The following is a 24952-nucleotide window of genomic DNA, read 5'->3' on the forward strand; positions in this document are numbered from 1 at the left end:
TCTATCGGCGCAATCAGAAGGTTTCCATTTTTAATGCAGATTTAATGCGGGCCAAAGGCGCAGTGCTGCTATCGGAATTGCGGGCGATTAGTCGAGGTTTTGAGGTTTCGTTGCTTGCGGTCGCAGCCAACCTTTACGCCCGAAGAAGAACAGCATGCTGATGGCCAGGATAATCGCGAACGTCCAAAACATCCGATAGCCATACTTCCAATGCACCAACGGCATGTCGTCAAAATTCATCCCGTAGACGCCTGCCAGAAACGACATGGGGATAAAGATGGTCGAGACGATCGTCAGCACGCGCATCACTTCGTTGGTTCGATTGGCCATCGACGAAAGATAGGTGTTGAGCATGCCGCTCATCATATCGCGGTACATTTCGATCACTTCGGTCGTTTGCACGCAGTGATCGTAGGTATCGCGGAGGTAAAGCCGGACCTCTTCGCTGACCAGCGTGTTGGTTTCCCAGACCATCGAATGGAGGGCCTCACGCTGCGGCCAGAGGGATCGGCGCAAGTTGAGCAGGCGATTCTTCATGTAGTGAATCTTCTGCAAGATCGCGGTCGTGGGGGCCAAAACCGCTTCTTCTTCCAGGTCTTCCAACCGTTCGCCGATCACTTCCAAGGCCGGGTAGTAGTGGTCGATCACCGAGTCAGCGATCGCATAGGCCAGGTAGTCAGCGCCTTTTTCCTTAAATCGTCGATGCCCCGCGGTAAGCCGCTTGCGGATCGGATCAAAGACGTCGCCATAGCATTCTTGAAAGGTAAGTACGTAGTCTTCCCCCAAGACGACCCCAATCTGTTCGACCAGGATTTCGCCGTCTTCATCGACCCGGACCATCCGCAAGATAATCAGCAGATTGTCGTCGTGCAGTTCGACTTTGGCGCGCTGCGGCACGTTCACCACATCCTCGAGCAGAAGCGGATGAAGCCCATAAATCTCGCCCAGTTCGATCAATAAACGTTCATCGCCGAAGCCTTGAATATCGACCCACGAGACTCCGGACTCGGGAGCGGCCTCCAATTGGTCAAGATCGGTGATCGTCTGATCGCTTTTCAGCCCGTCGATCGAATAGAGGATCTGGCGGACGCGCGGGGTTGGAGCATCAGCGGGAATGACCAGCGTTCCGGGGGCGGCGCCGACTTGGGGATGACGTTTATGGAACATGCGGTTAGTTTCAAGGCTCCCGCTGCGGTCGTAGACGCCGCATTGGCAAGTTATAGGCAATTGATAAGATGAACGGCCGATCGTTACACGGGACGGGAGAATTTTCTAGGCGAATATCGAGACGAACTACCCAAATCGCTGAATTCCTGACCTAAGCTGGCGGCGTCATGCATACTGAACAATACCCCCGCGTTTGAGCAGATTTTGTCGATGGACATCGTAATTCTCTCTCGGAAGGCCTCCTTGTATTCGACCCGCCGCCTCCGCGAAGCGGCGGTTGCGCGAGGCCACGACGTCCGTGTCGTCGATTACCTGCGCTGCTATATGGACATCACGTCCCACCGTCCTCGTGTGTTATACCAGGGCGAAGAACTGCATCCCGACGCGATTATCCCGCGTATCGGCGCTAGCTACACGTTCTACGGCACCGCCGTCGTGCGGCAGTTTGAGATGATGGGGGTGTTTACCGTCAACGAGTCGCAGGCGATCAATCGCTCGCGAGACAAGCTTCGTTCGACGCAACTGCTAGCACGGGACGGCGTCGGTTTGCCGGTGACCGGATTCGCCCACTCGACCAAGGACATCGACGAACTGATCTCGATCGCCGGCGGCGCTCCGTGCGTGGTCAAATTGGTGGAAGGTACCCAGGGGGTCGGCGTCATTCTGGCCGAAACGAAGAAAGCGGCTCAAGCCGTTATCGAAGCGTTTCGCGGACTGGATGCGAACATCCTGGTCCAGGAATTCATCAAAGAGGCCGGCGGCAGCGACATTCGCTGTATCGTGGTCGGCAATCGGGTCATCGCCACGATGAAGCGTCAGGCCGCGCCGGGCGAGTTTCGCTCGAATCTGCATCGCGGCGGTTACGCCGAAAAGATCAAAGTCACGCCAGAAGAGCGAACCACCGCCAAGCGAGCCGCCAAAACGATGGGGCTTAACGTGGCCGGCGTCGACATCCTGCGATCGAATCATGGGCCGGTCGTGATGGAAGTGAACTCTTCGCCGGGCTTAGAAGGAATTGAAGGAGCGACGTCTGTTGACGTCGCAGGCAGAGTGATCGATTTTATCGAAGCGCATGCCAAGTCGGGACGCCAGAGAGACAAAGGGAAAGGATAGGACGCCGCCCTCGACGCGACGTCTAAACAAGCGCCAATGACGGCCAGCGAAGACGAACCTACTGTGCGGATCAAACGACCGATCGATGATTGGAACGGCGTCATCATCGAGCCGGGCCAAGTACGCGACGTTCAAGTCGCCATCGGCGAAAGCTATAGCGGCGTCGACGTATTGATCCCGGTGCAAGTCCGCCGCGCCGTCGAAGATGGGCCGGTCATTTTTGTGACCGCCGCATTGCATGGCGACGAAATCAACGGCACCGGCGCGATCCGTTCACTCATCATGGACGATAATCTGCGTCTCAAGCGAGGCGCATTGGTCTTGGCGCCGGTGCTGAATATTCTGGGGTTCGATCGCCATAGCCGTTATCTGCCTGATCGCCGCGATTTGAACCGCAGCTTTCCCGGTTCGCGTAACGGCAGTCTGGCCAGTCGCATGGCGCGGCGCATCTTTGACGAGATCGTCGCGCGTTGCGATTACGGAATTGATCTGCACACCGCGGCGATTCGCCGAACTAACTTTCCTAATGTTCGCGTCGATTGGAAAAACCCGGAAGCGCGGATGTTGGCCGAAGCGTTCGGCAGCGAGTTGATTGTCGCCGGCAAAGGGCCGGTCGGTGCGTTTCGCCGCTCGGCCTGCAGCGCCGGTTGCGCCACGATCATCCTGGAAGCGGGCGAAACCTCGAAGGTCGAGCCTTCGATCGTCAGTTGGGAACTGCGCGGGATTCGTAACGTGCTGGTCAAGCTGGGAATGCTTTCGGGCCAGCAAGTTCCCTCGTCACGCAAGCTGGTGATCGACAAGACGCGTTGGGTCCGAGCCGATCGGGGCGGATTCCTGCAGTTTCACGCTTCGCCGGGAGACGTGGTCAAAAAAGGGCAGTTGCTCGCGACCAACACCGGGCTCTTGGGTCAGCAGCGGAACCAGGTCTTCGCTCCGTTTGATGCGGTGGTCATCGGCACGACGACGTTGCCGGCGGTTAGTCCCGGCGAGCCGATCTGTCATCTTGGCTATTTGGTAGAGGATGCTCAAACGGTGCGCGAGCAATTGGCCGAAGATGAGATGTATGGAACGGTCGCCGACCATCTGGCGACCAATCTGTTGATTGATCGCCCGAACGACACAGGCGGCTAACGCCGCCGAGGTTGGACGAAGTTTATTCGTCGTCCGAATCGTAGTCTTCCGAGTAGTCCTTGTAGACCGGTCTCGGTTGGTTGACCATGCGCGGCTCTTCGGCGGCGGCTACCGCTTGGGCGGCGCAATTCGGACAGACGGTCAGTTGCTCGACGATCTCATGTCCTCGTCCGCCGCGATCGATCGTTTGCGTATCGCGACGCATCCGAGGTCCGCGCGGCGCGGGGCGTGAACGTGAGCCATATTCTTTATGGCGTTCCGAAATAATAATTTGGTGAGCCGGAGTGCGCGCAGGGGTAATCGTGCCGCATCGTTGGCATTTGTACATATTTTTGCCGTGGTTTGTATGCGATCGCGGATGAGCGAATCACAGGAGATAAACGTCACTTCCGACGGCTTGAAGAAGTCGCAGGTTGCGCAGCAAAATTGCGAGGAAGAAGATGCCCCAGAGGGCGAGCTCGCCCCGCGATCCAAAGTTCGCAGGGCGGCTCTGCAATCTGCTTAGATCACTTGGACCTGTTCGGCACGCGGACCCTTGGGGCCTTGGCCTTCGACGTAAGAGACGGTCTGGCCTTCGCGCAAATCGTCATAGCGGCATCCTTCCAGGCTCGACATGTGGAAGAACAGGTCTTTGTTTGACCCGGTGTCGATGAAACCGAAACCTTTGTCGGTCAAACGCTTGATTTTACCTTCTGGCATCAAAATCACTCACAAAACATAAAGCTGCGACTGCCGGTCAAAAAAACACTCTCGCAACCTGACAGCCGCCATCAAAAACTGCGGTGCATCCTATGCCTGCGAGGGGCTCTCGTCAATGTTCGCACACCCAAACGATGCGAAAACTCCAAGAAAACTGCGCCGCTCGACCGAAGATTCGCAGAAATCGGAGGTTTAGGGGCTTTAACCAAAGGGTTTCAGAGGATTTGCGTGTTTTGGGAAGTTGCCGATAATCGCCTTCAAAATGCCGCCAGAACGGCGTTTTCAACCCCCCTCTCGATCACCGATTGTCGATCGGGAGTCGCCGTCACGGGATAATCGGGGAAATGTTGAGCTCATTTTTCGACGCTCCGAGAGCCGTCCGTTACGATGACGCGTCGACTTCTCGCGGATTTCGTTCTAATTCGGAAACAGCATGTTCATCTTGATTCTCTACATCGTCGGTTTCATCCTGCTCTCTGGCGTCGCCGCTTTGGTTGACGCCGCTATCCTGAGCGTCTCGCGCAGTGAAGTTGAAGAGATGGTCATGAAGAAACTGCCGGGCGCAATTCCGCTGCAAGCGGTGAAGAATCGAGTCACCCGCGCCGTCGTGGTCGTCGTGATATTGACCAACACGATCAACGTGCTGGGACCTGTCTTGGCCGGCAGCAAAGCGGTCGAATTGTACGGCGATACGGTGATCGGCATCGTGACGGCGATCCTGACCTTCGGCACGATCATCTTTTCGGAGATCATCCCCAAGTCGCTTGCGACGCACTATGCGCCGTTGATCAGCCGGATCGCAGCTCCGCCGATCTTGGCGTTGATCTATGTCTTGTATCCGATCGTGTTGCCGTTGGATTGGCTCTCGCGGCAGTTTCAATCAGGCGTACGACCGGTTGGAACCGAAGCCCAGATTCGCTCGTTGGCGGCTCTCGGTCGAACGGAGGGGCATATCGATAACGAAGAGGTGCGGTTGGTCCACCGCGCGTTTCTCTTGAATGATAAGTTCGCCACGGATGTGATGACTCCGCTTAAAGATGTGATCTCGGTGAAGCAAGAGGCGACCATCCGCGAAGCGGCGAAAGCTGTCTTCGCGCACGAGTATTCACGCTTTCCCATCTTTGGCCATTCGGTGAACGACGTAGTCGGCATGGTGCTCAGTCGCGATATCCTGGCCGAACTCGCCGCCGAGAAAGATCAAGCGTCGGTCGCCGCTTTGGTCCGCCCTGCGTTGGTGGTTACTTCTGATCAACGGTGTGACGACCTGCTTAAAGAATTCCGCGCGAAGCGAGTTCACCTGGCGATCGTACAAGACCAAGGAAAGACGGTTGGCCTGGTCACGCTGGAAGATGTGCTGGAAGAGTTGGTGGGCGAGATTGATGATGAGAAGGATGCTTAGAGAGCTTGGCTCGCTTGTCGTAGCGGACGTTCATTCTGAGTGCTCTCGGATGATTGCAAACATTTCACCGGGAACTTCGATCGCGAACTGACCATCGGCAAACGTCAGATCAAAGCAGTCCGTTTTCTCAGGCGTCGGTTGCATTTGCACGACGATCTCGTCTCCTCCGTGGAATTCTCGTTCCCGCGAATATTGCAACATCGGTCCAAGCTTGAGGAAGTAGGTCGTGTCATCGGCGTTTCCGGCAAACCGGATCGTCACTTGTTTCACGAGAGGGGCTGCCGAAATGAGGGAGAGAAATACGATTTAGGGTGGTTGCGATCTGGACAAAAACGTCCGCGAATAGTTCGCCGAGCCGAGGAATTTCAATCAACAACGTTTAAGGGAAATATGTGGTCCGCCAGGGGAAATCGCCCAGTTTCGCTCGTTTTACGGCGTAGATTTCCCCTAGTAGGGCTGGGGCGCCGCTGCCCCACAAAACTTCCCCTTAGTTGAAACTGGCCGCCGGCGCAGCCAGAATTAAGAGATAGCCCGCCCAAGTCACATTCGCCTGCCTTGCTTAGTTTGGAGCATTCCATGTTGCGATCGCTAGCCACTTTTCGAGTTCTTGCCGCCACGATTTGCTTTTGCGTCGTGCTCTCGTTCTCGGCGCGCCAAGCCGCGGCAATTCCTTTCTTTTGGGAAACCTTCGAAAAGCAATATGTGCACGCGGACGCCAAGGATGACAAAGTAAAGGAGTTCGCAACCGCCGCCGCCGCTGCGAAGTGCAACGTTTGTCACATCGACGGCAAGTCGAAAAAAGAACGTAATCCCTATGGCGTCGCGTTGGCCGAAACGCTGAAGAAAGACAACTTCAAGAAAGAGCGGATCGAGGGAGAGCGTGACAAAGCGGAAGCCGAAGTGATCGCCGCTTTCGAAGCGGTCAGCGCCAAGAAAGAAAATGACAAAGCGAAACCGTTTGGCGAATTGATCGCGGCAGGATCGTTGCCGAGCGCCGGGGACGAGGCGAAACCGGAAACTCCCAAGGAAGAGATGAAGCCGGAAGAAGCGCCGAATGCGGAAGAAGTCGCCGCGCTCTCCCCCGAAGCGATCGCCAAACTCAAGGCCGAACTACGAGCCGAAATGGAGGCCGAGTTAGCGGCCGCCAAAGCGGCGCTGGCCGCTGCGATTCCCAAGATGTTAGACGCGACGGTGACGGCGAATGAAATCGCCGCCAAGTATCCCCAGGCGCCGATCGACGAACAAGCGGAAGCCGAAGCGATGAAAAAGATCGCCGAGTTGGGCGGTACGATCAATCGCGTCGCGCAAAGCAGTGACGCCAAAGTCGTGACCTATCATCTCTCGGACAAACCTGTGCATGACGAAGCGCTCGCCCCGCTGCGCAAAATCGGCAACGTGGTCGAAGTCAATCTGATGGGAACCGAAGTGACCGACGCCGGGCTCGAACATCTGGCTGGCCTGAAGCAGCTAGAACGTCTGAATCTGGCGAAGACGAAAGTGACGGACGCGGGACTGCGGTACTTGGCTGCTTGCGAGAAGCTGAGTTATCTCAACTTGTATGGAACCGAAGTGACCGATGCCGGGCTCGACCATCTCTACAGCTTGCCCAGCCTGCGTCATCTTTATCTGTGGCAGTCCAAAGCGACACCAGAAAGTGCGAAGCAGCTATCGGCGGCGATCCCTGGTTTGAAGGTGAATCTCGGCTCGATGTAGCATCGCATTTACGTGATCTTCACAAGAACTTTGCCTGCGAAAGATAGTTTGCGTTCTTTGCCGATTCGTGAGAACTGAACCAGTTTGTCGCCGTACTGGATGGTGGAGTACTCGATCCATCCTCACAGTGGAACAGAAACAAGATGTTTGCCGAAGCTCTTCGCGGTTTAATCAGCCGCGTGACGAAGGTTCCGGCCGCAAGTTCGCCGTCCCAGGAACCAACTCGCAAACCGCAGGAAAAAGGAACCTACTACATCAAATTTGATCCGCACGCGCCGGAGACCGGACCTTTCACGAAGTCGGAACTACGCGCGTTGGCGGAAGATCGTTTGATTCACAAGCGTTCGTTGATCCGATCAGGCAAAACCGATTGGTATCAGATTTCGAACGTCAAAGGTCTCGGACTTCCTCTGATCGAGCCGCCGTCAGGCGACAAAGTTCGTTAACGCTTGCCAGCCTGACAGTCAGCTTGATCGTCGCCCCCTTACAGCAGCGTTGAAAAAATCAACGCTGCTGACATGGCGGTAACTCCGATCAAGACCAGGCTCTGGACAAAAAGCGAGGCAATCTTGGCCTTTTGCATCTCCAGGTCTCCTTGTTTCGCAGCAATAGCAATGGTTCTGGCTCGTGGGGCACTCTTTTGCGACGACATGGTTTTCCTCCTGAAAAAAAGGTGCTGCCAGATAGTTAGCATCCTGCGTGCCGAACGGCGCCAAGTTTCACGCGATTCGCGTAAGTCCCAGCGCCGTCAATGGTTGACCATTTTACTTCTGCGCAAACGAAAAGCGGCCTGCTCTATTTTCGGTGCGACTGTCTCATGCTTGCGTCTCATTTTGAGAAGAAAACAGGGGAGACGTCGCTCGCTTTTTGGACGGGGCCATTTGTGCGAGTCGGGTTGAAATTGCGTCTCGAAGAGATGATATCTGCGCTAGGCTAGAGCGCTTTTCAGTAAGCTGAACAAATCATTCCCATTCGCTCCCGCTTCTCCCACCACATCAGCCGCACGGCGTTCGCCGCGGTTTCTGGCAGGAACGCATCGTCGACGGAAAATGGGAGACAAGAAACCGCGGCTAGCGCCGTGCGGCTGATGTCGATACGCATTCCGCCGTCACCGTCGGCTAGCAGGAAACTGGGCTAGGGTAGACTCACGACTTCTCAAACGGAAACGTCTCGTCAATTTCCGCCGCCGACAGTTCCACCAAAAACTTTGCAAGCCGCTCGGTTATTTTTTCGAGCAGCTTCTCTCCCTTTTCGGCGGTCGACGCGTGCGGATAGCCAGAGCCGCTGTTGGTGGTCAGCAGGTGCCAAGGACGCGTGATCGAGACCCAGCCTTTTTGCAGCGCCTCGAACTGCATCGGCCGCTGACTGCCGGCGTCGGCGTAGAGCGTGCCGTCGGCGTTTTTCTCGACCAGGTGACCCTGACAGGCCATGATTAGCGACGTTTCCATCTCGCCTGCGTGATCGTCCATGTGCTCGAAGATTTCGTGGTAGTCTTCCGGCGATAAGATGCGGAACCAGTTGCAGAGAAAGAGCTGCGCTTCGGTCTTGCCGTACAGCTCGCGCAGCAACGGTTTGAACTCGTTGCCGCCGTGACTGTTCAACAGCACGACTTTGCGAATCCCGCTTTCAACCAACGACTTCACCAGATCGGTCACCAGCAGAAACAGCGTCGAAGGGTTGACGTTCATCGCCAACGGAAACTGGTTCATGTTGGTTTCGGTGCCGTACGGCATCGTCGGCAGCAGCACGACTTTCGCCCCTTGCTGGTGAGCCGCGGCGCAGATTCGCTCGCCGATGACGGTTCCTTCGTACATGTCGGTGCCGTACGGGAGATGCAAGTTGTGCGGTTCGGTCGCTCCCAACGGCAACACGGCGACCTCATACGAATTCTCTTTGACGTATCCGTAATTCACTTCCGACAAGATCCAGGGGCGCATTTCGCTCATTGCGACATACCTTCGGCGGAGACTTAGGGGCGAGAAAGCAGGAAGCCGCTATTCTAACGGCTATCAGTCGCCGACCGTAACCTGCAACATCGGCTTGGCCTGCTGTAATTTGGCGACTCCAGCAGGCGTGGTCGACGTGCGGCGCAAATCAAGCGCACGAAGTTGCGCACAACGGACAAGTTGGGCCAATCCGGCGTCAGAGACCTTGGTGACCGCGAGTCGCAAAATTTGTAAGCGATCGAGTTTTGTCAGCGGTTGCAGACCGGCGTCGGTGATCGCCGTGCCGCTGAGATCAAGCTCGCCCAGATTCGCCAATTGCGAGATCGCCTGAGTCGCGGCGTCGGTCGTCGCGGTGCCGCCGAGTCCCAGGTCACGCAGTCGCGGCGTTTGCAGTTGCTGAACGCCGCGGCTGGTGATGCGCGTGCCGGTCAGGTCAAGCCAATCCAAGTGGGGCAGTTGAGCGATCGCTGTTAGCCCGACATCGGTCACCGCGGTGCGCCCCAGCGCTAGATCAACGGTCGGACCCACGGGATCAAGCTGGGCGAGCATCGCGTCATCGACTTCCAGAAATTGGGCGTAGTTCTTGTCGATCTCGTTGGCCGATAGCCCGGTCGTTTCTTCCAGCGATCGAGCGTGATCCCGCCGCAGATAGATCGCGCGGAGATATTCCACAAACTTGCTGCGATGCTGTGCGGCGTCGCCATCCATCAGGTAGTGCGCCAGTCCCGCCGCTTCGCTATAGAGTGGGCGAATGTCGGCATGCTTTTGCAATTGCTCGCGCGACAGAGCGCTAAGTTCCTGCACCGGCAGATAAAAGTTGCCGACCAGACGGCGATTACGGGCAAACTGCAAGCGGGACGCGTCGAAGCCGCCGATCGTGCAATAACCGTCAAACATGCGAACCGACTCCATGTAGAGCGCGGCGCCTTCGATCGCCCAAAAGTTCGCATCCTGGCCGATGTCGGCCGGGGCCGAGCGATACTCATGAAAGAGTTGGTGCGTCGCTTCATGCAGCCAAGTCGACTGAGCGGCCGGATCGTCGGAGGCGAAAAAGTAAGCCTCCTCTTTGTTGAAGAGGTAAATGCCCAGCGTCATCGCCGCTTGCGGCTCCAGGGGAGTCAGATAGTCGACGTACTCTTGCTGCGAGCGGAAATAGGCGATGTGAAACTTCTTGCGGCTGGGGCTGGGAGATGCGCCGTCGAAGTAGCTTTGCAGCTGCCGCCGATTGCTCCAATAGTCAAAGAACATTTGCTCCCAGGCCGAATAGAGCAGCTCCAGCTTTTCCGCCAGCGCCAGTCCGGCCGCTTCGCTGTGGTTGGTGCTGATCTCAAAATGGGGCGATTCGATCAGCCAATACGTTTTCGCCGGCCAAGGAAATTTCGGATGGTCTAACCGTAGTTGTTTTACTCGCGTCGTCACGCCGGGGCGACGCCAGACGCCGCTCACTTGGCGATATCCCAAGATACGTCGCGACTCGGCATGATCGGGATTCTCCCGCAGCACGTCATGCACCAGACGATAGGCGACGTCGGCCCGATCGGCGGCCAGTTCTTGTTGGGCAAGTGCGAACAGTTGATCGGCATACGCTTGTCGCAGTGCCGTCAGCTTGTCGTACCAGAAGGTGACCAGTTGCGTCGCTTGCCCGGTCGGCTGCAGCGGATCGCTTTCAGGGACCAGCACCGCATAGTTATAGATCGGACGGCGTTGCAAATACCAATCGCGCGTCGCCGCCGCTTGCGGCGCCATCTTCAGCTCGTCGCACTTGTCGGCCAACTGCGTCAGTTCGCGGTGAAAGCGTGCGTCGATCGTCGCGCGATCCATAGCCGGATCGGCGGCAAGCAGCGACAAGCTGATCAGCAGCGGAGCGAACACAATCGGCGGTTTCAGGGGGAAGGGACAGGCGAAAGCGTATCTTTTAGTCTACTTTCTCGCTCCCCATCGCGCAGCAAAAAGGCCGCTGGAAACGTGCCAGCGGCCGAAGATCGTACCGATAATAGGGGCGATTTCGCTTATTGCTTCTCTTTGTCGAACGCCGCGTCAAACGCCACGTTGCTGGGGGCGAAGTCAATTTCGCGGACAAACTGGCAAGATTCCTGGGCGCCATGCATGCGGTCCATGCCAGAGTCTTCCCATTCGATCGCGAGCGGGCCGTCGTAGCCGATATCGTTCAGAGCGCGGATGATCTCTTCAAAGTTGACGCCGCCGTGACCGGGGCTGCGGAAGTTCCAACCGCGGCGATGATCGCCAAAGTCGATGTGGCTTCCCAAAATGCCGCTGCGGCCGTTCAACGTGACGATCGCGTCTTTGATATGAACGTTGTAAATCCGATCGGGGAAGGCGCGAATGAATTCGACCGGATCGACTCCTTGCCATAGCAGATGGCTGGGATCGAAGTTGAAGCCGAACTCTTCACGATGGCCGACTGCTTCCAACGCACGCTGGGCGGTGTAAATATCGAAGGCGATTTCGGTCGGATGGACTTCGAGCGCGAACTTCACGCCGCATTCGCCAAAGACATCCAAGATGGGGTTCCAGCGGTCCGCGAATTGTTGGAACCCGTCGTCGATCATCTTCGGCGGGACCGGCGGAAAGCTGTAGAGCAAATGCCAGATGCTGCTGCCGGTAAAGCCGTTCACGACGCTGACGCCAAACTTTTGGGCGGCGCGAGCGGTCGCTTTCATTTCTTCGGCGGCGCGAGCATTGACGCCGGCCGGGTCGCCATCGCCCCAGACGTAATCGGGCAGGATCGACTTGTGACGTTCATCGATCACATCGCAAACGGCTTGGCCGACCAGATGAGCGCTGATCGCATGGCATTGCAGATCGTATTTTTCGAGTTGCTCTCGTTTCTGATCGCAATAGTCCGCTTCGGCAGAGGCGCGATTGACTTCAAAGTGATCGCCCCAGCAGGCGAGTTCCAGACCGTCGAAACCAAATTCGCGCATCGCCTTGGCCATGTCGTCCAGCTTCAAGTCGGCCCATTGACCGGTAAACATCATAACGGGTCGTGCCATGTGGAGCTCCTCTTAGGCGTCGTAGAAGAAATAGAAGGGGGTGAGACTTGAGTGCGACGTAATCAGGTCGCCGCGGAGCGAGTCGCAGCAAACAGGTATTTTGCCCCTTGGAGGGTCGGCGTGCAACCTGTCGCCGCAGGCCCGCGTCCGGCATGTATTTTGAAGTTATACGTTTCGCGACAAGCCAAGTATGGCCACAACTGCAGCACGGAGAAGCGCCACGGTCGGAGTCGGATCAAAAATCGTCACACTAGATCGCTTTTCAGCAAGCGGAACCAATCGCCCCCTTTCGTTCCGGCTGCTCTCACAAAATCAGCCGCACGGCGTTAGCCGCGGTTTCTGAAGGGAACTGATTGTCGACGGAAAATTGGCGACAAAAAAACCGCGGCTAACGCCGTGCGGCTGATGTTGATATGGAGGACGCCATGTCTCACTCTCTCCATTTTCTATCGTGGAAAATCAAAAATGAGTCAGCTCGTAGGAAACCGGATTCCCTCGCTGGCGCTGCTAGTATCTTGTTTTTCGACTTGGTTCCGACCTTAGGCTGCAGTTTCAAAACGTGCGCCGCAAGTTTGGGCCAAGAAAAGGGGAGAGGGCAAGTCCGATGGTTGTCGCCTGGCGGACTCGCCCTCTCACGCACCCAAAGATGATTGGCCTGCGGTTTAGGCCTTACGCGGTCTCGGCATGGTCGGCGACCAATTCTTCGGCGCCTTCCAAAAAGCTGGCCAATCCGCGGCTGCGGTACGGCTGTTGAAGTTTGCGAACCGCTTTCGATTCAATCTGGCGAACGCGTTCGCGAGTGACCGAGAAGATCTTGCCGACTTCTTCCAGCGTGTACGAGTAACCGTCGGTCAGGCCATAGCGAAGGCGAATGATTTCGCGTTCGCGGTGATTCAGCGCTTCCAGCACTTCGCACAAGCGATCTTTGAGGGCCTGTTGGTGGGTTTCGTACAACGGGTCTTCATCGCGATGATCTTCGAGGAATTCGCCGAAGAAGCTGTCGTCGTGATCGCCGACCGGTTGGTCGAGCGACAGGGGATTGCGATTCATCTTCAGGATGACGCGAGCGTCATCGATCGACAGACCGGCCCGTTCGGCGACTTCTTCGGCCGTCGGGTCACGACCGAGCTCTTGCAGCAGATCGCGAGTGACGGCGCGAACTTTGCCCATCGTGTCGATCATGTGAACCGGCACGCGGATCGTGCGGCTTTGGTCGGCGATCGCACGGGTAATCGCCTGGCGAATCCACCACGTCGCGTAGGTCGAAAATTTGTAACCACGTTGGTACTCGAACTTATCGACCGCACGCATCAGACCGGTGTTTCCTTCCTGGATCAGGTCCAGGAAGCTGAGTCCGCGGTTACGGTACTTCTTGGCGATCGAGACGACCAAACGCAGGTTGCCAGCCGACAGCAAACGCTTGGCGGCGTCATACTCTGCTTGGAATTCGCTGATCCGCAGCAGGCGACGACGCAGCATCGTGGGGCTTTCGAGCGTCACTTTCATCAGATAGCGAAGCTCGGTTCGGAGTTCGTTCACCGTTTGGCCAGTGCGCGAAACTCCGGCTTTGGTCGCTTCGTCGATCTGACCAAGCAACGTATCCATCCGCTCCGAGATTTCACGCAGCTTCGGCAGCAGGGCCGAGATCTTGTTGGTGCGAAGATTCAATTCTTCGATCAAACGGACCGCTTTGGCGCGGCGACGGATCATGTTTTTCGATGCGGCACAGCGTTGGGCGAGCGTGGCCGACTTGCTGATGACCACTTTAAAGTCAGCGACGTTGCCGGTGAGCAGCTTGCGGAGCGTGACCAGATTCGGGCCGATCCGACGCATGATGTTCTTTTTCTCTTTGGCGTTGGTGACCGAGACTTCGACGGTTCGATCGAGACGCAATTTGCCGTCCCGAACCTGCTCAAGCAGTTGAACCGATTGTTCCAGAATGAAGTCGTTCGAGATGAACGCATGACGGAAACGAGTTCGCCAAAATTCGATCTGACGAGCGGCTTCGACCTCTTCTTGACGCGAAAGCATCGGGATCTCGCCCATCTGCATCAGGTACATGCGGATCGGGTCATCAATCTGGCTGTCGTCGCTGGGATCCTCGAACATGTCATCTTGCTCTTCGGCGGCGTCGGCCGGAAAGCGAGTGGCGGGGTCTTGTTCGAAGTCATCATTGTCAAAAGCGTGAGCCATAGGTGCGTTCTCCTCGAGAGTTCTGACTGGGCGACCGCGAGTCAGCGATCAGGCGACGATCCACATAGAAGCAGCGTCCGTGCCGAACCCATAGTGAACGGTCGCAAATCGACCTAAACGCAATCCCTCACACGCTTTAAAAATATTTTGCTGCACCTCCCTGGCGGCTTTCGTGTTGCCGGAGTGCATCATCCGGCATGGCTTCGTGATTCCGAACAACGACAAAGAACCTCAGATGAGTGAATGGGGAGGGGGGAAATCAGGCCTGAAAAACTCGATAGAAAACTATCAAGCGTTGCTAATTAGGTCTTTCTCAACCTGCGAGAAGTTCCGCCAAACTGCCGGAATCATCGATGTTGAAAAGAAGCAACATGTTCGATTCTTCACACATTCTCTTGGCGGGGATATTCCCTGGGGGGAGAGATTTCTTCGTAAATCATTGCAGTCATACGACTTGCCGCGATTTTGCGAAATTCGCTATCATAAGACTTTCGAAACTATTCCAACTGTCCTGCGCAGATTGCCGAGGCTGGCGTGATCAAAATGAGCGAACCGATCGTCTTAGTGAAGAAACATGTCCCTCTCGGAACAATCATTTTGAATCGGCCTGAGAAGCGCAACGCTCTCTCGCGAGTCATGATCGAAGAACTCGAGCAGGCGTTTCGCGATCTCCATGGAGAGAAAAGCGTGCGCGCGATCGTTCTGACCGGGGCTGGCAGCGCATTTTGCTCGGGCTTAGATCTGGCCGAAATGCATGCGGCTGCCGGCGAAGAAGACTCCTTTGATCGTTGGCGCGACGATGTGGTTCGTCTGCGCGACTTGTACGATCTGATGCTCCGCTTTCCCAAGCCGATCATCGCGGCGGTCAACGGTCCGGCCGTCGCCGGCGGCGCCGGTTTGGTATTGGCGTCGGATTTCGTGATCGCTTCGCCGACGGCGACGTTTGGTTTTCCAGAGCCGCGTCGCGGCGTGATCTCGGGGCTTTGTGCGCCGCTCCTCACGTTCCGTGTGGGAGGCTCGCATGCGGCTCGCTTATTGTTGTTAGCCGAGACGATTTCGGCCCCACGCGCCGAGGCGATCGGCGTCTTTCAGGAGATCCTGCCCGAAGAGAAGCTGTGGGCCCGGGGGATGGAAATCGCCAAAGAAGTCGCGCTTTCGGCCGACGAAGCGATTCAGCTGACCAAGCGGATGCTGAACGAAACGATCGGGGAAACGCTCGAAACCTTTCTCGCCGCCGGCGCGGCGGCCAGCGCCACAAGTCGCACGACCGAAGCCGCGGCCGAAGGCATGAAAGCGTTTCTCGAGAAACGAGAACCAAACTGGCCGACTTGAGCGGCGAGCAATACGCTTCTTTGTAGCTCAGGCCTTTGGCCTGACGACGCAGCGCAGACTAGGCCAGCAACCAAGCGGTCCCCGCGCCAATCGTCGTTGCGGCCAGCAAGATCATGCCGCTGCAGCCGACCGAACCGGCTTTGTCGAGTTCGCCGTCGGCGACCATTTGCTGCTCGATCCGCTCGACCATCTCTTTCGAATCTTTGAGCCCGCGGCCGGTCTCTTCTCGCAGCAATTTGATCGCTTGGATCTTTTGCCGAGCTTTGATCAGGCGTTTGATTTCGTCGAGCTGTTGGCTGGGCGATTCGTCGTTTTCTACGTCCACTGAAATGACTTTCTCAAGCGACATACGAGTTTGCAAATGATACGGAAGTGTAGCCTATCCCACGCTCATGCCAATTCCGGGGAGGGCAAATTAACGACTTGCCGGGGAAGCGGATGTAACCATCTTGTCGATTTTGCGGCGCTGGCGCCCGACTAGAGACGGTGCAGTCAGTTCGCATAGAATCACTTTCGTCACGTCCCGCGCTGAGGAATCGCTTGCTATGCCCGAAAAAAATACGATCGTCATTGTTGGTGGAGTTGCTGGAGGCGCATCGGCTGCGACTCGTGCTCGACGGATGAACGAAGCGGCCGAGATTATCCTGCTGGAAAAGGATGAACACGTTTCGTTCGCCAATTGCGGGCTCCCCTACTACATCGGGGGTGAAATCGCCGAACGCCAGAAGCTATTGGTCGCGACCGCCGAACTGCTTCGCAAGCGTTTTCGAATTGATGTGCGGGCCAATCAGGAGGCGACCAAGATCGATCGCTCCGCCAAGCAGTTGGCTGTCCGCGATCACCTGAAGAACGAAGATTACACGCTGAAGTACGACAAGTTGATCCTCTCGCCGGGCGCCGCTCCGCTGGTTCCGCCGATAGAGAACGCCAGTGCGCCAGGCGTCTTTACCCTCCGTAATTTGGCCGATGCGGACGAAATTCGGGATCATGTGGTCAAAACATCAGCGCGAAAAGCAGTGGTCGTGGGCGCAGGTTTCATCGGCTTGGAGATGGTCGAGCAACTGCATCGACTTGAGCTGCAGGTCGCCTTGGCCGAATTGCAGCCGCAAGTTTTGCCGCCGTTGGATCCGGAAATGTCTTATCCGTTGGAAAAGGTGCTGCGCGATCGCGACATCCCACTTTATTTGGGAGACGGCATTGCCGGGATCCTGACCGACGAACGAGGCAACGCGTCAGGCGTCAAGCTTCAAAGCGGCGAAGTTGCAACCTGTGATCTGGTGATCCTGGGACTCGGCGTTCGACCCAACGTGCAGCTCGCCAAAGAGGCGGGGCTAGAAATCGGCGCCTCGGGCGGCATTGTGACCAACCGCTTTTTGCAGACGGCCGATCCCGATATCTACGCCGTCGGCGATGCGGCCGAATATCGGTATGGACCAACCGGCGAGCCGATGCGCGTTCCGTTGGCGGGGCCCGCCAATCGAGCCGGCCGCCTGGCAGGCGAACATGCGGCCAGCGGCGCGTCTGCCGAGATGCCGGACGTGCAAGGAACGGCGATTGTTCGCGTGTTTGAGCAAGCGGCGGCGACGACCGGATTGAGCGTCAAAATGGCTCGTAAGCTCGGAATCGACGCACTGAGCGTTACGATCGCGGCCAACCATCATGCCGGCTATTATCCCGGCGCCAAGCAGTTGGTGTTGAAACTGGTTTTCGCACCCCACAGCGGTAAGATTCTCGGCGCGCAATGCGTGGGGGGCGAAGGAGTCGACAAGCGGATTGACGTCATCGCGACGGCGATGCAGTTCGGAGGAACGGTTCGCCAACTAGCGGGGGTCGATCTCGCGTACGCTCCGCCGTTTGGAGCGGCCAAAGATCCGGTTCACATGGCCGCTTTCTCGGCCTGCAACTATCTCGACGGCGTCGATCTGTTCCTGGATAGTGACGCGAACTTGTCCGGGCAGCAGGTAATTGACGTTCGAACGGAAAAAGAAGTGACCACCAATCCACTAGCCGGCGCCGCTGACGCGATTCCGATTCCGCTCGATGATCTACGCGAACGATTGGGGGAACTGGACCAGGACCGACCGACGGTCGTCTCGTGCGGCGTTGGCGTTCGCGCCCATGCGGCGGCCCGTATCTTACGGCAAAACGGGTTCTCCGACGTGCGGAACTTATCCGGCGGCGCGCTGGTGCGCGCGTGGGCGATGGCCAAACGAACTGCCGAGTAAGGCTTGACCTGCTAACCAGGCGGCGCCGATTAACCTAGAATTGGTCGGCAAATACGCAGAAATCGGCCCGTTCCTTCCCTTGATCCGTCAACGCCGAAATTATCGATGAATTCAGCGCTCCGCTTGCGACCTAGCGTCCTGAAAGCCAAAGAAACGTTGGCCGCGGGCCGCGAGAAGCTTCGCCTGCAACATGATCAAGGTTCGCCTGGCGTGCAGGTATGCACGCGTTTGACCGATCTGTTCGACCAAATCGTGCTCGATATATTCGAAGCGGCGCTGGTGGATCTAGGCGAGGATGGGCCCGACGGTTTGGCGTCGAAGATCACGCTCGTACCACACGGCGGTTATGGTCGCCGCGATGTGGCGCCTTATTCCGATGTCGACTTGATGATCTTGCATCATCCGAGCGCCTATGCGCGGGCGGCGGAACTGGCCAAACGTATGGTGCAGGATATGTCCGATGTCGGCCTGGTGCTGGGGCATAGTTTGCGAACTCCTCGCCAGGCGATCAGTCTGGGACTCTCCGACGCGACGATCTTTACGTCACTCGCCGAGAATCGTTATCTAACCGGAAGCGTCTCGCTGTTTCGGACCTTCGCCGATCAGTTGCGTAACCGGGCCGTCCGTCGCTTCCGCTGGTTGTTTTTCGCGATCCTCCAGGCGCGCCATAGCGAGCGAGTGCAATACGGGGACGCGGTCTACTTGCTCGAGCCGAACTTGAAGCGTTCGCGCGGCGGTCTGCGCGGCATTCAATTGGTGCGGTGGCTTGGATTCGCTAAGTGCGGCGAAGTCGAGATCGATTCGCTGAGTCTGCTAGGCGTGCTTTCGGATCGGGATCGACAGATCTTACGAAATGCGCGGAACTTCTTTTTGCAAATTCGCAACGAGATGCACTTTCACGCGGGCAAGTCAAACGATCAGTTGGACCGGGGCGAACAGTTGCGTCTGGCCGATCGCTACGGCTATAGCGGCACGAAGGGGATGTTGCCGGTCGAGCAATTCATGCAGCAATACTTCGTCCATTCCAGCGGCGTACGTAGCGTCGTCAGCAACTTTATCGAAACGATTCGTCCCCGTTCCATTCTCTACCGCACGCTCGCTCCGCTGATGACGCATCGCGTGGATCGCGATATTTATGTCGGCCCCCGAGTGATAAGCACTTCCAAACGTTGGAAGGCCGAGAAGAGCGGTCATGTGTCGGAGATTTTGCGTCTCATGGATCTGGCCAATCTGTACGACCGGTGGATCGATCATCCTACTTGGGAATCGATCCGACTGCGCATGCAGACGATCGGCGAGATCGAACTGGATGATGAAGGGCGAAAGCGATTTCTCTCGATCATGTCGCATCCTCCGCGTTTGGGCGAAGTGCTGAGCCGTTTAAACGAATTAGGCGTGCTCGAAAAAATTATCACCGGAATGCCGCACGCCAAGGCGCTGTTGCAGTTCAACCAGTACCACAAATATACGGTCGACGTGCATTGCATCGAAACGGTTCGCTGCGCCACGAAGTATCAGGATCGAGAAGATACGCTCGGCGAAGCGTATCGTTCGCTCCGTTCTAAACGGATCTTGCACTTGGCGCTGTTGATTCATGACTTGGGAAAAGGCTTTGAAGAAGATCATAGCGACGTCGGCGCTCGTTATGCGCTAGAGACGGCCGCCAAGCTGCAATTGACGCCGCGTGACGCCGAGTCGCTCCGTTTTTTGGTGCAGCAGCATTTGGTGATGTCGCACCTGGCTTTTCGTCGCGATACCACAGATAAAGATCTCGTCGTGCGGTTTGCGGTCGATGTCGGCTCGCCTGAGCTATTGAAGATGCTTTTCGTATTGACCTGCGCCGACTTCGACGGGGTCGGCCCCGGCGTCTTGAATGACTGGAAGGTTCGCGTGTTGGGCGAACTCTATCGAGCGTCGATGCGGCACTTGGGGGTCGAGTTGGAAGGAGAATCTTCCAAACGCCTGCAAAACAAACGCGAGCGGCTTGAGCAATTGGCGCAAACGCAGGAAGACCCCGCCTGGTTTAAACGGCAATTCAACGCGTTGCCTCCCAGTTATTTGAACGAGACGCCTGCCGATCGAATTGCGGATGAGCTGGCGCAACTGCATAAGTTGCCGGTGGAGGGCGCGTTTGTCAGCACGACCTATCTGGCGGATCGCGATATTATCGAAATCACCGTCGGCACGCACGAACAGGTCGTGCCGGGCGTCTTTCATCGGATTGCTGGGGCCGTCAGCAGTTTGCGCATGAGCATCCTGGCGGCCGAGATCAACACGCTGGCCGACGGCCTGGTGCTGGATCGCTTCTACGTGATCGATCAAGAATCGAGCGGGGAGCCGGCCGTCGAGCGGATGGATGATCTGGCGGCGAAGATCAAGAAGATGGTGCTCGACAAGAACGACGCTCCGCCGAACTTTCGTTCGCGCTGGACGAGCAAAGCGTCTCGCACTGCGGCGCACGTGCAAGTCTTGCCGACCGAAGTGAAGATCGATAATGGCACGTCGGAGCAGTTCTCGATTGTCGAGGTCTTCGCCCACAACCGCGTTGGGTTGCTGTACGCGATTTCGCGCGCGATTTTTCAACTGGGGCTAAGCGTTTCAATCGCCAAGATCGCGACCCACTTGGATCAAGTCGTTGACGTATTTTACGTCTCGGACGAAGCGGGACAAAAGATCGAGGACGAGCAGCGATTGCAAGAGATCAGCAGTCGCTTGATCGAAGCGGTCGACGAGTTTCGCGCCCAGAATGATTAGCGATCTCGTCCACTATCGATCGGACAAACTGGCCGCATACGCGCGCCACTTGGGCTCAAATTGATCGAGCGGCTCGCCCAACAACGCTTCTAAACGTTCGCGTCGACTTTGGCCAGGACTGACCATCTGCTCGAGCCGTTTTCCTTCAAACAAACGCTCTTCGAACACGAGTCGCCAAGCCAATCCCCACGCCAACGCATAGTCTAGTTGTTCGCGATGGGGAGACGTCGTCAGCACGAAGGCGGCGCTGTCTCGGTCCAGCAATTCCGCCAGCAGCGGACGATCGGTCGACGTGAGACGCTTTTTGAGTTCGGCGACAAGCTCGGCCGGGGGAGCGTCAATGCGAAACGCGTCACCTTCCAATTGGCCATGTTCAAAGAGTTGGGCGAGACCTTCGTTCAGCCAGATCGGCACGTCATAGTCGGCGACTGGAAAGACGAAGCACTCAAGATAGGCGTGAAACGCTTCGTGATAGAGTCGGCGCGTCGTGTCATCCACGGCCAGCTCAAAGGCTTCATGGTTGGCCCGCTCGACCGCTTTGATTCGGACGAGCGCCTCTTGGCGTTGTCGTCGAAAGGTTTCGCGCCGGACGGCGACTTCCTGTTCAATTTCGTCCGCGGGAATTTTGGCCGCCGTCAACTCTTCGCGGTAGGCGTCTAGTCGCGCCGGTAGTTCGCGGCGCAATTGCTCCCACCAGTCCAGCTGACGCTGATGCTCTGCGCCGGCCGCTTTCGCTTGCTGTTGCAGGCGGCGAAAGTCAGCGCTGACCAGGATCAGCCGATCTTGCGGAAGAAAAATGGCTGGATTTCGCACGGCGGCGCCCAGCGTCGCGGTGTAGTCTGAATATTCGCGCATGTCGTCAAATAGCAAGATGCGCAACCGCGTATCGATCGCTTTGCGCGGAGGAATCATGTGCTGATACGCGCGAAACGCTTGTTCCAGCCGAACCGCCATGCGGCGCGTCAGCGGCTCATCCAGACGGCTGTAGAGATCGTAGCCATCGCCGGACGCGACAAGGTAATGGACGTCAGCTTGTTTCTCGGATCGCAGCTGGATCGTTTCACGATTCTCGGCCTCAACTTGCGTCCGATTACGGAGTCGTTCGACCCGTTTGATCAAGCGGGGGCGAACCGCTTCGTCCGCTTTGGCAATCCCGCGAATCTCACTTTTTGCGTAGTTACGCACGACGCCGAACGTGGGTTTGCCCGCCGGTTGGACGATCTCTAAAAACTCGACGCCGTCATCTTGCTGCGACAAGATCATCCCTTGGAGGGTTCGCCCGTCGCTTAAGGTCAACGTATCGCTCTCGTTCGCAGCGGCGATCGCTGCGCAGGATAACGCAAGAATGAACGTGAAGGGGCAGGTCAGCACGCCGAGCCTGAGGGGATGAGTTGGAAAGGTGCGATCGCACGGTTTCATGAGACGGACCGATTTTAATCTTCGTAGCCCGCCAGCGCCAGCGAGCAAAATGCGAGCGCAAGTAAATGTCTAAGGTCTAAGCACGAATGTCTAATGAAGGAAGAAACGACTTTGATCTTTCGTCATTTATTAGACATTAGGATTTTGGCATTCGACCTTATGTCTGTCCGCATTTCGCTCGCTGGCGCTGGCGGGCTACGAAGAGGCAATAAAACGCGACGCTTGGCGTTAGCTCGGCTTGTGCGGAGTAATGCGGCGAACCAATCGGCAACCAAGCTGATAGGTCATTCGTCCTTCATACTCCATTTCGCGCACATGCACTAGTTCGGCCTCGAAAAACCGAAACGGCGCGATGCCGATCGCCAGGATAAATCGAGCGTGCGTCGGCTTGTTGGGCAACACGAACGAAATGCCGGTGGACGAGATGTCGTGAAACGTCGCATGACGAAATCGTGCCGTCGGCGGCATATTTTCGCCATCATATTCGGCGTACATCTGAGTCGTCTGGAACGGATGCCGCGGGCTGCGGCGGCGTTCGCGCATCACCTCGATGTCATCAAAGTCCTCGCCCAGCAACTCATCCAATGAAGCTTCTACGTCGAGAGTTTGCGCCGCCTCATTGGCAAACTCCTCGAGTAGTTCGAAGCATTCAAGTTGAGAGGGCTTGGTCATAGAACGGACATAATTTGATTCGGGACAGGCGAATACACCACTTCTGGAACTTACGCCCGAAACGTCCCGATGCCAAATCCCCCGTCTCTTTAGGTTGCGGTGATTCGCATCAAGAGGGGGGGATGGATTGGTTGTAACGATTGGCCGAACCAAGTTGTTTCATGGTTTAAGCAGTATTTGTGGCCACATCCGGCGAGTCGGCCACGTTCACCCAGCAATGCACATGGGGGCTTCCCCGATAGTGCCAAACGAAGGTCGGCCCTTCCAGGCGCCAGATGTCCCAGACCTTGTCGTCGCCGATATCGCCTTCTTTAAAGAAGGCGAGTCGACATTCGTCTAGTCCGCCATTCTTTTTCAAGCAGGCGACCACTTCGTCGCGATCCGTCTGGCGATAAGGCGCGATCAGCGTTTGCAGAACCTGTTGGACCCCTTCTTTTTGATCGCTGGAGAGATCGGCGACTTTGATTCCTAAAAACTTGCCCTCGGGGCCTTGGAACTTCACGTCTTCTTCAAATGGGGCCGTTTTTAATAACGCTTGAGCTTGCTGTTTGCCATCCAGCATTTTGTAGACGTTGTTCGCGGCGACTGCCTGATGCCAAAAGACGTTGTTGGGATGTTCCGGCTTTTCGTTGAAGCCTTTGGCCGCATGCCCATAGAAGATGGGGCCGCCGAAGGCGACATGTTCGGCCGAATCACCGTCGCAGCGAACCGTCATGTGTCGGCCGGTCATGACCAACTCATATTTATCTTCGCCGGGTGCGCCAAAGATCGCGATGTTTTGATCATTGCCAAAACCGCCGGCGTCATCTTTCAGTTGACGATCAAAACGTTCGATCCATTCTTCAGAAACTATTCCTTCAAAGATCTTGCGGATTAGATGTTTTTGATCGCTGGTGAAATAGTCGCTATTGATAACCGGCTTGGTGATGTGCCAGTTGTTTTGCACGCGAGTTCGCAGCAGTCCGCGCGAATCGGTATGGTCCCACGGCAGGCAGAGCTCTTTCTTCTGCTTCTCATTCATCGTGTCATATAAATGCTTGACCAAGGATTCCGGAGCTTTCGCGTCGGTCGCCGGTTTCGTTTCTTCCCCCAACAGCAGACCTGGAGTTGTCGCGGCCAAAGCGGCGCCGGCTCCGGCGGTTTTCAAAAACTGACGGCGGTCGACGGATGAAAAGCGATCCATGGTCATGTCGGGACTCCTAAAAGAAGACAGGGCAGGGGGGAGTCGTTTATTAGAATGCTATCCTCGCAACGTAGCAAATAGTTTTCGGAACCGATTATTCGCACGCTAGCGGCTCATCGAGCAAAACCTCTTACTGACCCCACCCGCCAGATGTGGTAAGAATCATGCTAGGCGGACAGGGCTTACCTTATCTTTCCGGCGCCGAACCACGTTAAACCGCCGCCAACAAACGTCCCAGCGAAGGAGGCGAAGCCAACCCTATGGATAAAGAAGCGATCGACTCGGTCAAGGCGCTGTTTGAACAGTGGGAACTGTACGACGCCGTCATTCAGCATGACTACATGCAGCACGAAACGTTGGCGACCGCGATCGTCGAATATGCGCAACAGCGAAAAGTTACTGGCCGAGCGCTCGATCTCGGGTGCGGCGATAGTTACTTGGCCTCGATGTCGTTGGGGAAACTGCCGCTGACCGAGTATGTGGGAGTCGACTTGTCCGAATCGGCGCTCTCTCGCGCTGAACAGCGTTGGGCGACCAGCCCGATCAACGGCACGCTGGCGCAAAGCGATTTTGCGACGTTCCTACCGCAACAAATGGAAGCGTCGTTTGACATCGTCCTGGGAAGCTATTCGATTCACCACTTTTCGCAAGACCGCAAGCAGTGGCTGCTCGAGCAGATTAGCCGCGTCTTGAAACCGACCGGCTGCTTTGTCTGGTCCGACGTGGTCCGCACTGAGGAAGAGACCTACGCTCAAAGCGTCGAACGGTTGGCGACCCGAATGCGAACCGAGTGGGATCAACTATCGTCTCGGCAGTTGGATCTCGCGATTGAGCATATTCGGGCTGCGGATTTTCCGGAGACGCGTGAGTGGATGATTGCTACCGCAGAAACCGCCGGCTTGCAGCTAGACGTTCCGTTGATGGAAAAGCCTCATTTCTCGGCATTTGCCTTTGTTCTACGCGGATAATTCGCCGCAGGTTCCGAGTCTCGG

General features: G+C 56.7%; 23 protein-coding genes. 10 read left to right on the plus strand and 13 right to left on the minus strand.

The window, feature by feature from the left end:
• Positions 1-87 precede the first annotated feature (87 nt).
• Complete coding sequence (corA, locus tag M4951_RS04110) at positions 88-1167, minus strand: magnesium/cobalt transporter CorA (RefSeq protein ID WP_262025214.1); 1080 nt, start codon at positions 1165-1167, stop codon at positions 88-90.
• Between the two features lie 210 nt (positions 1168-1377).
• Here corA and rimK point away from each other — a divergent pair, with 210 nt between their 5' ends.
• Positions 1378-2280, plus strand: coding sequence for a 30S ribosomal protein S6--L-glutamate ligase (gene rimK / locus M4951_RS04115; protein ID WP_262025215.1), 903 nt, complete (start codon positions 1378-1380; stop codon positions 2278-2280).
• Between the two features lie 36 nt (positions 2281-2316).
• Positions 2317-3411: a succinylglutamate desuccinylase/aspartoacylase family protein gene (locus M4951_RS04120; protein ID WP_262025216.1), complete on the plus strand. Its 1095-nt coding sequence runs from the start codon at positions 2317-2319 to the stop codon at positions 3409-3411.
• A gap of 22 nt (positions 3412-3433) precedes the next feature.
• On the opposite strand, the gene M4951_RS04125 is transcribed toward M4951_RS04120, so the two are convergent.
• Positions 3434-3616: a hypothetical protein gene (locus M4951_RS04125; protein ID WP_262025217.1), complete on the minus strand. Its 183-nt coding sequence runs from the start codon at positions 3614-3616 to the stop codon at positions 3434-3436.
• A gap of 296 nt (positions 3617-3912) precedes the next feature.
• Positions 3913-4110 carry a cold-shock protein gene (locus M4951_RS04130; protein ID WP_040351660.1) on the minus strand — a complete coding sequence of 66 codons (198 nt, stop codon included), beginning with the start codon at positions 4108-4110 and terminating at the stop codon, positions 3913-3915.
• Positions 4111-4543: 433 nt separating this feature from the next.
• Between M4951_RS04130 and M4951_RS04135 the strand changes: the two genes are divergently transcribed.
• Positions 4544-5509, plus strand: a complete 966-nt coding sequence (locus M4951_RS04135; protein ID WP_262025218.1) for a hemolysin family protein — start codon at positions 4544-4546, stop codon at positions 5507-5509.
• 30 nt (positions 5510-5539) lie between these two features.
• On the opposite strand, the gene M4951_RS04140 is transcribed toward M4951_RS04135, so the two are convergent.
• A complete protein-coding gene (locus M4951_RS04140) occupies positions 5540-5779 on the minus strand; it encodes a hypothetical protein (protein WP_262025219.1) in 240 nt (79 codons plus the stop codon).
• 306 nt (positions 5780-6085) lie between these two features.
• Between M4951_RS04140 and M4951_RS04145 the strand changes: the two genes are divergently transcribed.
• Entirely contained in the window at positions 6086-7222 is a 1137-nt protein-coding gene (locus tag M4951_RS04145) for a leucine-rich repeat domain-containing protein (RefSeq protein ID WP_262025220.1), read from the plus strand.
• 143 nt (positions 7223-7365) lie between these two features.
• The gene (locus M4951_RS04150; RefSeq protein ID WP_262025221.1) at positions 7366-7668 is read left to right on the plus strand and encodes a DUF4339 domain-containing protein; all 303 of its coding nucleotides are present in this window, start codon (positions 7366-7368) and stop codon (positions 7666-7668) included.
• Positions 7669-7706: 38 nt separating this feature from the next.
• Here the strand turns inward: M4951_RS04150 and M4951_RS04155 are convergent, their stop codons facing one another.
• From M4951_RS04155 to M4951_RS04175, 5 genes are all read right to left on the minus strand, one after another.
• Complete coding sequence (locus M4951_RS04155) at positions 7707-7874, minus strand: hypothetical protein (protein WP_262025222.1); 168 nt, start codon at positions 7872-7874, stop codon at positions 7707-7709.
• Positions 7875-8367: 493 nt separating this feature from the next.
• Entirely contained in the window at positions 8368-9168 is an 801-nt protein-coding gene (locus M4951_RS04160; RefSeq protein ID WP_262025223.1) for a creatininase family protein, read from the minus strand.
• 63 nt (positions 9169-9231) lie between these two features.
• Positions 9232-11040: a leucine-rich repeat domain-containing protein gene (locus M4951_RS04165; protein WP_262025224.1), complete on the minus strand. Its 1809-nt coding sequence runs from the start codon at positions 11038-11040 to the stop codon at positions 9232-9234.
• A 137-nt stretch (positions 11041-11177) separates the two neighbouring features.
• Positions 11178-12182 (minus strand): sugar phosphate isomerase/epimerase family protein, encoded by a 1005-nt coding sequence (locus M4951_RS04170; protein ID WP_262025225.1) that lies wholly within the window; start codon positions 12180-12182, stop codon positions 11178-11180.
• 669 nt (positions 12183-12851) lie between these two features.
• The gene (locus M4951_RS04175) at positions 12852-14375 is read right to left on the minus strand and encodes a sigma-70 family RNA polymerase sigma factor (RefSeq protein WP_262025226.1); all 1524 of its coding nucleotides are present in this window, start codon (positions 14373-14375) and stop codon (positions 12852-12854) included.
• 205 nt (positions 14376-14580) lie between these two features.
• On the opposite strand from M4951_RS04175, the gene M4951_RS04180 reads away from it, so the two are divergent.
• Positions 14581-14913, plus strand: coding sequence for a hypothetical protein (locus M4951_RS04180; RefSeq protein WP_262025227.1), 333 nt, complete (start codon positions 14581-14583; stop codon positions 14911-14913).
• A 5-nt stretch (positions 14914-14918) separates the two neighbouring features.
• Positions 14919-15707, plus strand: coding sequence for an enoyl-CoA hydratase/isomerase family protein (locus M4951_RS04185; RefSeq protein WP_262025228.1), 789 nt, complete (start codon positions 14919-14921; stop codon positions 15705-15707).
• A gap of 58 nt (positions 15708-15765) precedes the next feature.
• On the opposite strand, the gene M4951_RS04190 is transcribed toward M4951_RS04185, so the two are convergent.
• A complete protein-coding gene (locus M4951_RS04190; protein ID WP_262025229.1) occupies positions 15766-16032 on the minus strand; it encodes a ribosomal protein L7/L12 in 267 nt (88 codons plus the stop codon).
• Positions 16033-16252: 220 nt separating this feature from the next.
• Between M4951_RS04190 and M4951_RS04195 the strand changes: the two genes are divergently transcribed.
• On the plus strand, positions 16253-17932 hold the full coding sequence (locus tag M4951_RS04195; protein WP_262025230.1) for an FAD-dependent oxidoreductase: 1680 nt from the start codon (positions 16253-16255) through the stop codon (positions 17930-17932).
• A gap of 105 nt (positions 17933-18037) precedes the next feature.
• The gene (gene glnD, locus M4951_RS04200; protein ID WP_262025231.1) at positions 18038-20686 is read left to right on the plus strand and encodes a [protein-PII] uridylyltransferase; all 2649 of its coding nucleotides are present in this window, start codon (positions 18038-18040) and stop codon (positions 20684-20686) included.
• Positions 20687-20698: 12 nt separating this feature from the next.
• Here the strand turns inward: glnD and M4951_RS04205 are convergent, their stop codons facing one another.
• The 3 genes from M4951_RS04205 to M4951_RS04215 form a co-directional block, all read right to left on the minus strand.
• Positions 20699-22057, minus strand: coding sequence for a DUF1570 domain-containing protein (locus M4951_RS04205; RefSeq protein ID WP_262025232.1), 1359 nt, complete (start codon positions 22055-22057; stop codon positions 20699-20701).
• A 276-nt stretch (positions 22058-22333) separates the two neighbouring features.
• A complete protein-coding gene (locus M4951_RS04210; protein ID WP_262025233.1) occupies positions 22334-22777 on the minus strand; it encodes a PilZ domain-containing protein in 444 nt (147 codons plus the stop codon).
• A 166-nt stretch (positions 22778-22943) separates the two neighbouring features.
• The gene (locus M4951_RS04215) at positions 22944-23966 is read right to left on the minus strand and encodes a DUF3500 domain-containing protein (protein WP_262025234.1); all 1023 of its coding nucleotides are present in this window, start codon (positions 23964-23966) and stop codon (positions 22944-22946) included.
• A gap of 254 nt (positions 23967-24220) precedes the next feature.
• Between M4951_RS04215 and M4951_RS04220 the strand changes: the two genes are divergently transcribed.
• The gene (locus M4951_RS04220) at positions 24221-24928 is read left to right on the plus strand and encodes a class I SAM-dependent methyltransferase (RefSeq protein WP_262025235.1); all 708 of its coding nucleotides are present in this window, start codon (positions 24221-24223) and stop codon (positions 24926-24928) included.
• Positions 24929-24952 lie beyond the last annotated feature (24 nt).

The organism is Blastopirellula sp. J2-11, from assembly GCF_024584705.1.
Classification (GTDB): Bacteria; Planctomycetota; Planctomycetia; order Pirellulales; family Pirellulaceae; genus Blastopirellula.

Excerpts from the sequence above, each read along its gene's own strand:
- corA (WP_262025214.1), bottom strand. The coding sequence starts at position 1,167 with ATGTTCCATAAACGTCATCCCCAAGTCGGCGCCGCCCCCGGAACGCTG.
- rimK (WP_262025215.1), top strand. The coding sequence starts at position 1,378 with ATGGACATCGTAATTCTCTCTCGGAAGGCCTCCTTGTATTCGACCCGC.
- M4951_RS04120 (WP_262025216.1), top strand. The coding sequence starts at position 2,317 with ATGACGGCCAGCGAAGACGAACCTACTGTGCGGATCAAACGACCGATC.
- M4951_RS04125 (WP_262025217.1), bottom strand. The coding sequence starts at position 3,616 with ATGCGTCGCGATACGCAAACGATCGATCGCGGCGGACGAGGACATGAG.
- M4951_RS04130 (WP_040351660.1), bottom strand. The coding sequence starts at position 4,110 with ATGCCAGAAGGTAAAATCAAGCGTTTGACCGACAAAGGTTTCGGTTTC.
- M4951_RS04135 (WP_262025218.1), top strand. The coding sequence starts at position 4,544 with ATGTTCATCTTGATTCTCTACATCGTCGGTTTCATCCTGCTCTCTGGC.
- M4951_RS04145 (WP_262025220.1), top strand. The coding sequence starts at position 6,086 with ATGTTGCGATCGCTAGCCACTTTTCGAGTTCTTGCCGCCACGATTTGC.
- M4951_RS04150 (WP_262025221.1), top strand. The coding sequence starts at position 7,366 with ATGTTTGCCGAAGCTCTTCGCGGTTTAATCAGCCGCGTGACGAAGGTT.
- M4951_RS04155 (WP_262025222.1), bottom strand. The coding sequence starts at position 7,874 with ATGTCGTCGCAAAAGAGTGCCCCACGAGCCAGAACCATTGCTATTGCT.
- M4951_RS04160 (WP_262025223.1), bottom strand. The coding sequence starts at position 9,168 with ATGAGCGAAATGCGCCCCTGGATCTTGTCGGAAGTGAATTACGGATAC.
- M4951_RS04170 (WP_262025225.1), bottom strand. The coding sequence starts at position 12,182 with ATGGCACGACCCGTTATGATGTTTACCGGTCAATGGGCCGACTTGAAG.
- M4951_RS04175 (WP_262025226.1), bottom strand. The coding sequence starts at position 14,375 with ATGGCTCACGCTTTTGACAATGATGACTTCGAACAAGACCCCGCCACT.
- M4951_RS04185 (WP_262025228.1), top strand. The coding sequence starts at position 14,919 with ATGAGCGAACCGATCGTCTTAGTGAAGAAACATGTCCCTCTCGGAACA.
- M4951_RS04195 (WP_262025230.1), top strand. The coding sequence starts at position 16,253 with ATGCCCGAAAAAAATACGATCGTCATTGTTGGTGGAGTTGCTGGAGGC.
- glnD (WP_262025231.1), top strand. The coding sequence starts at position 18,038 with ATGAATTCAGCGCTCCGCTTGCGACCTAGCGTCCTGAAAGCCAAAGAA.
- M4951_RS04210 (WP_262025233.1), bottom strand. The coding sequence starts at position 22,777 with ATGACCAAGCCCTCTCAACTTGAATGCTTCGAACTACTCGAGGAGTTT.
- M4951_RS04215 (WP_262025234.1), bottom strand. The coding sequence starts at position 23,966 with ATGACCATGGATCGCTTTTCATCCGTCGACCGCCGTCAGTTTTTGAAA.
- M4951_RS04220 (WP_262025235.1), top strand. The coding sequence starts at position 24,221 with ATGGATAAAGAAGCGATCGACTCGGTCAAGGCGCTGTTTGAACAGTGG.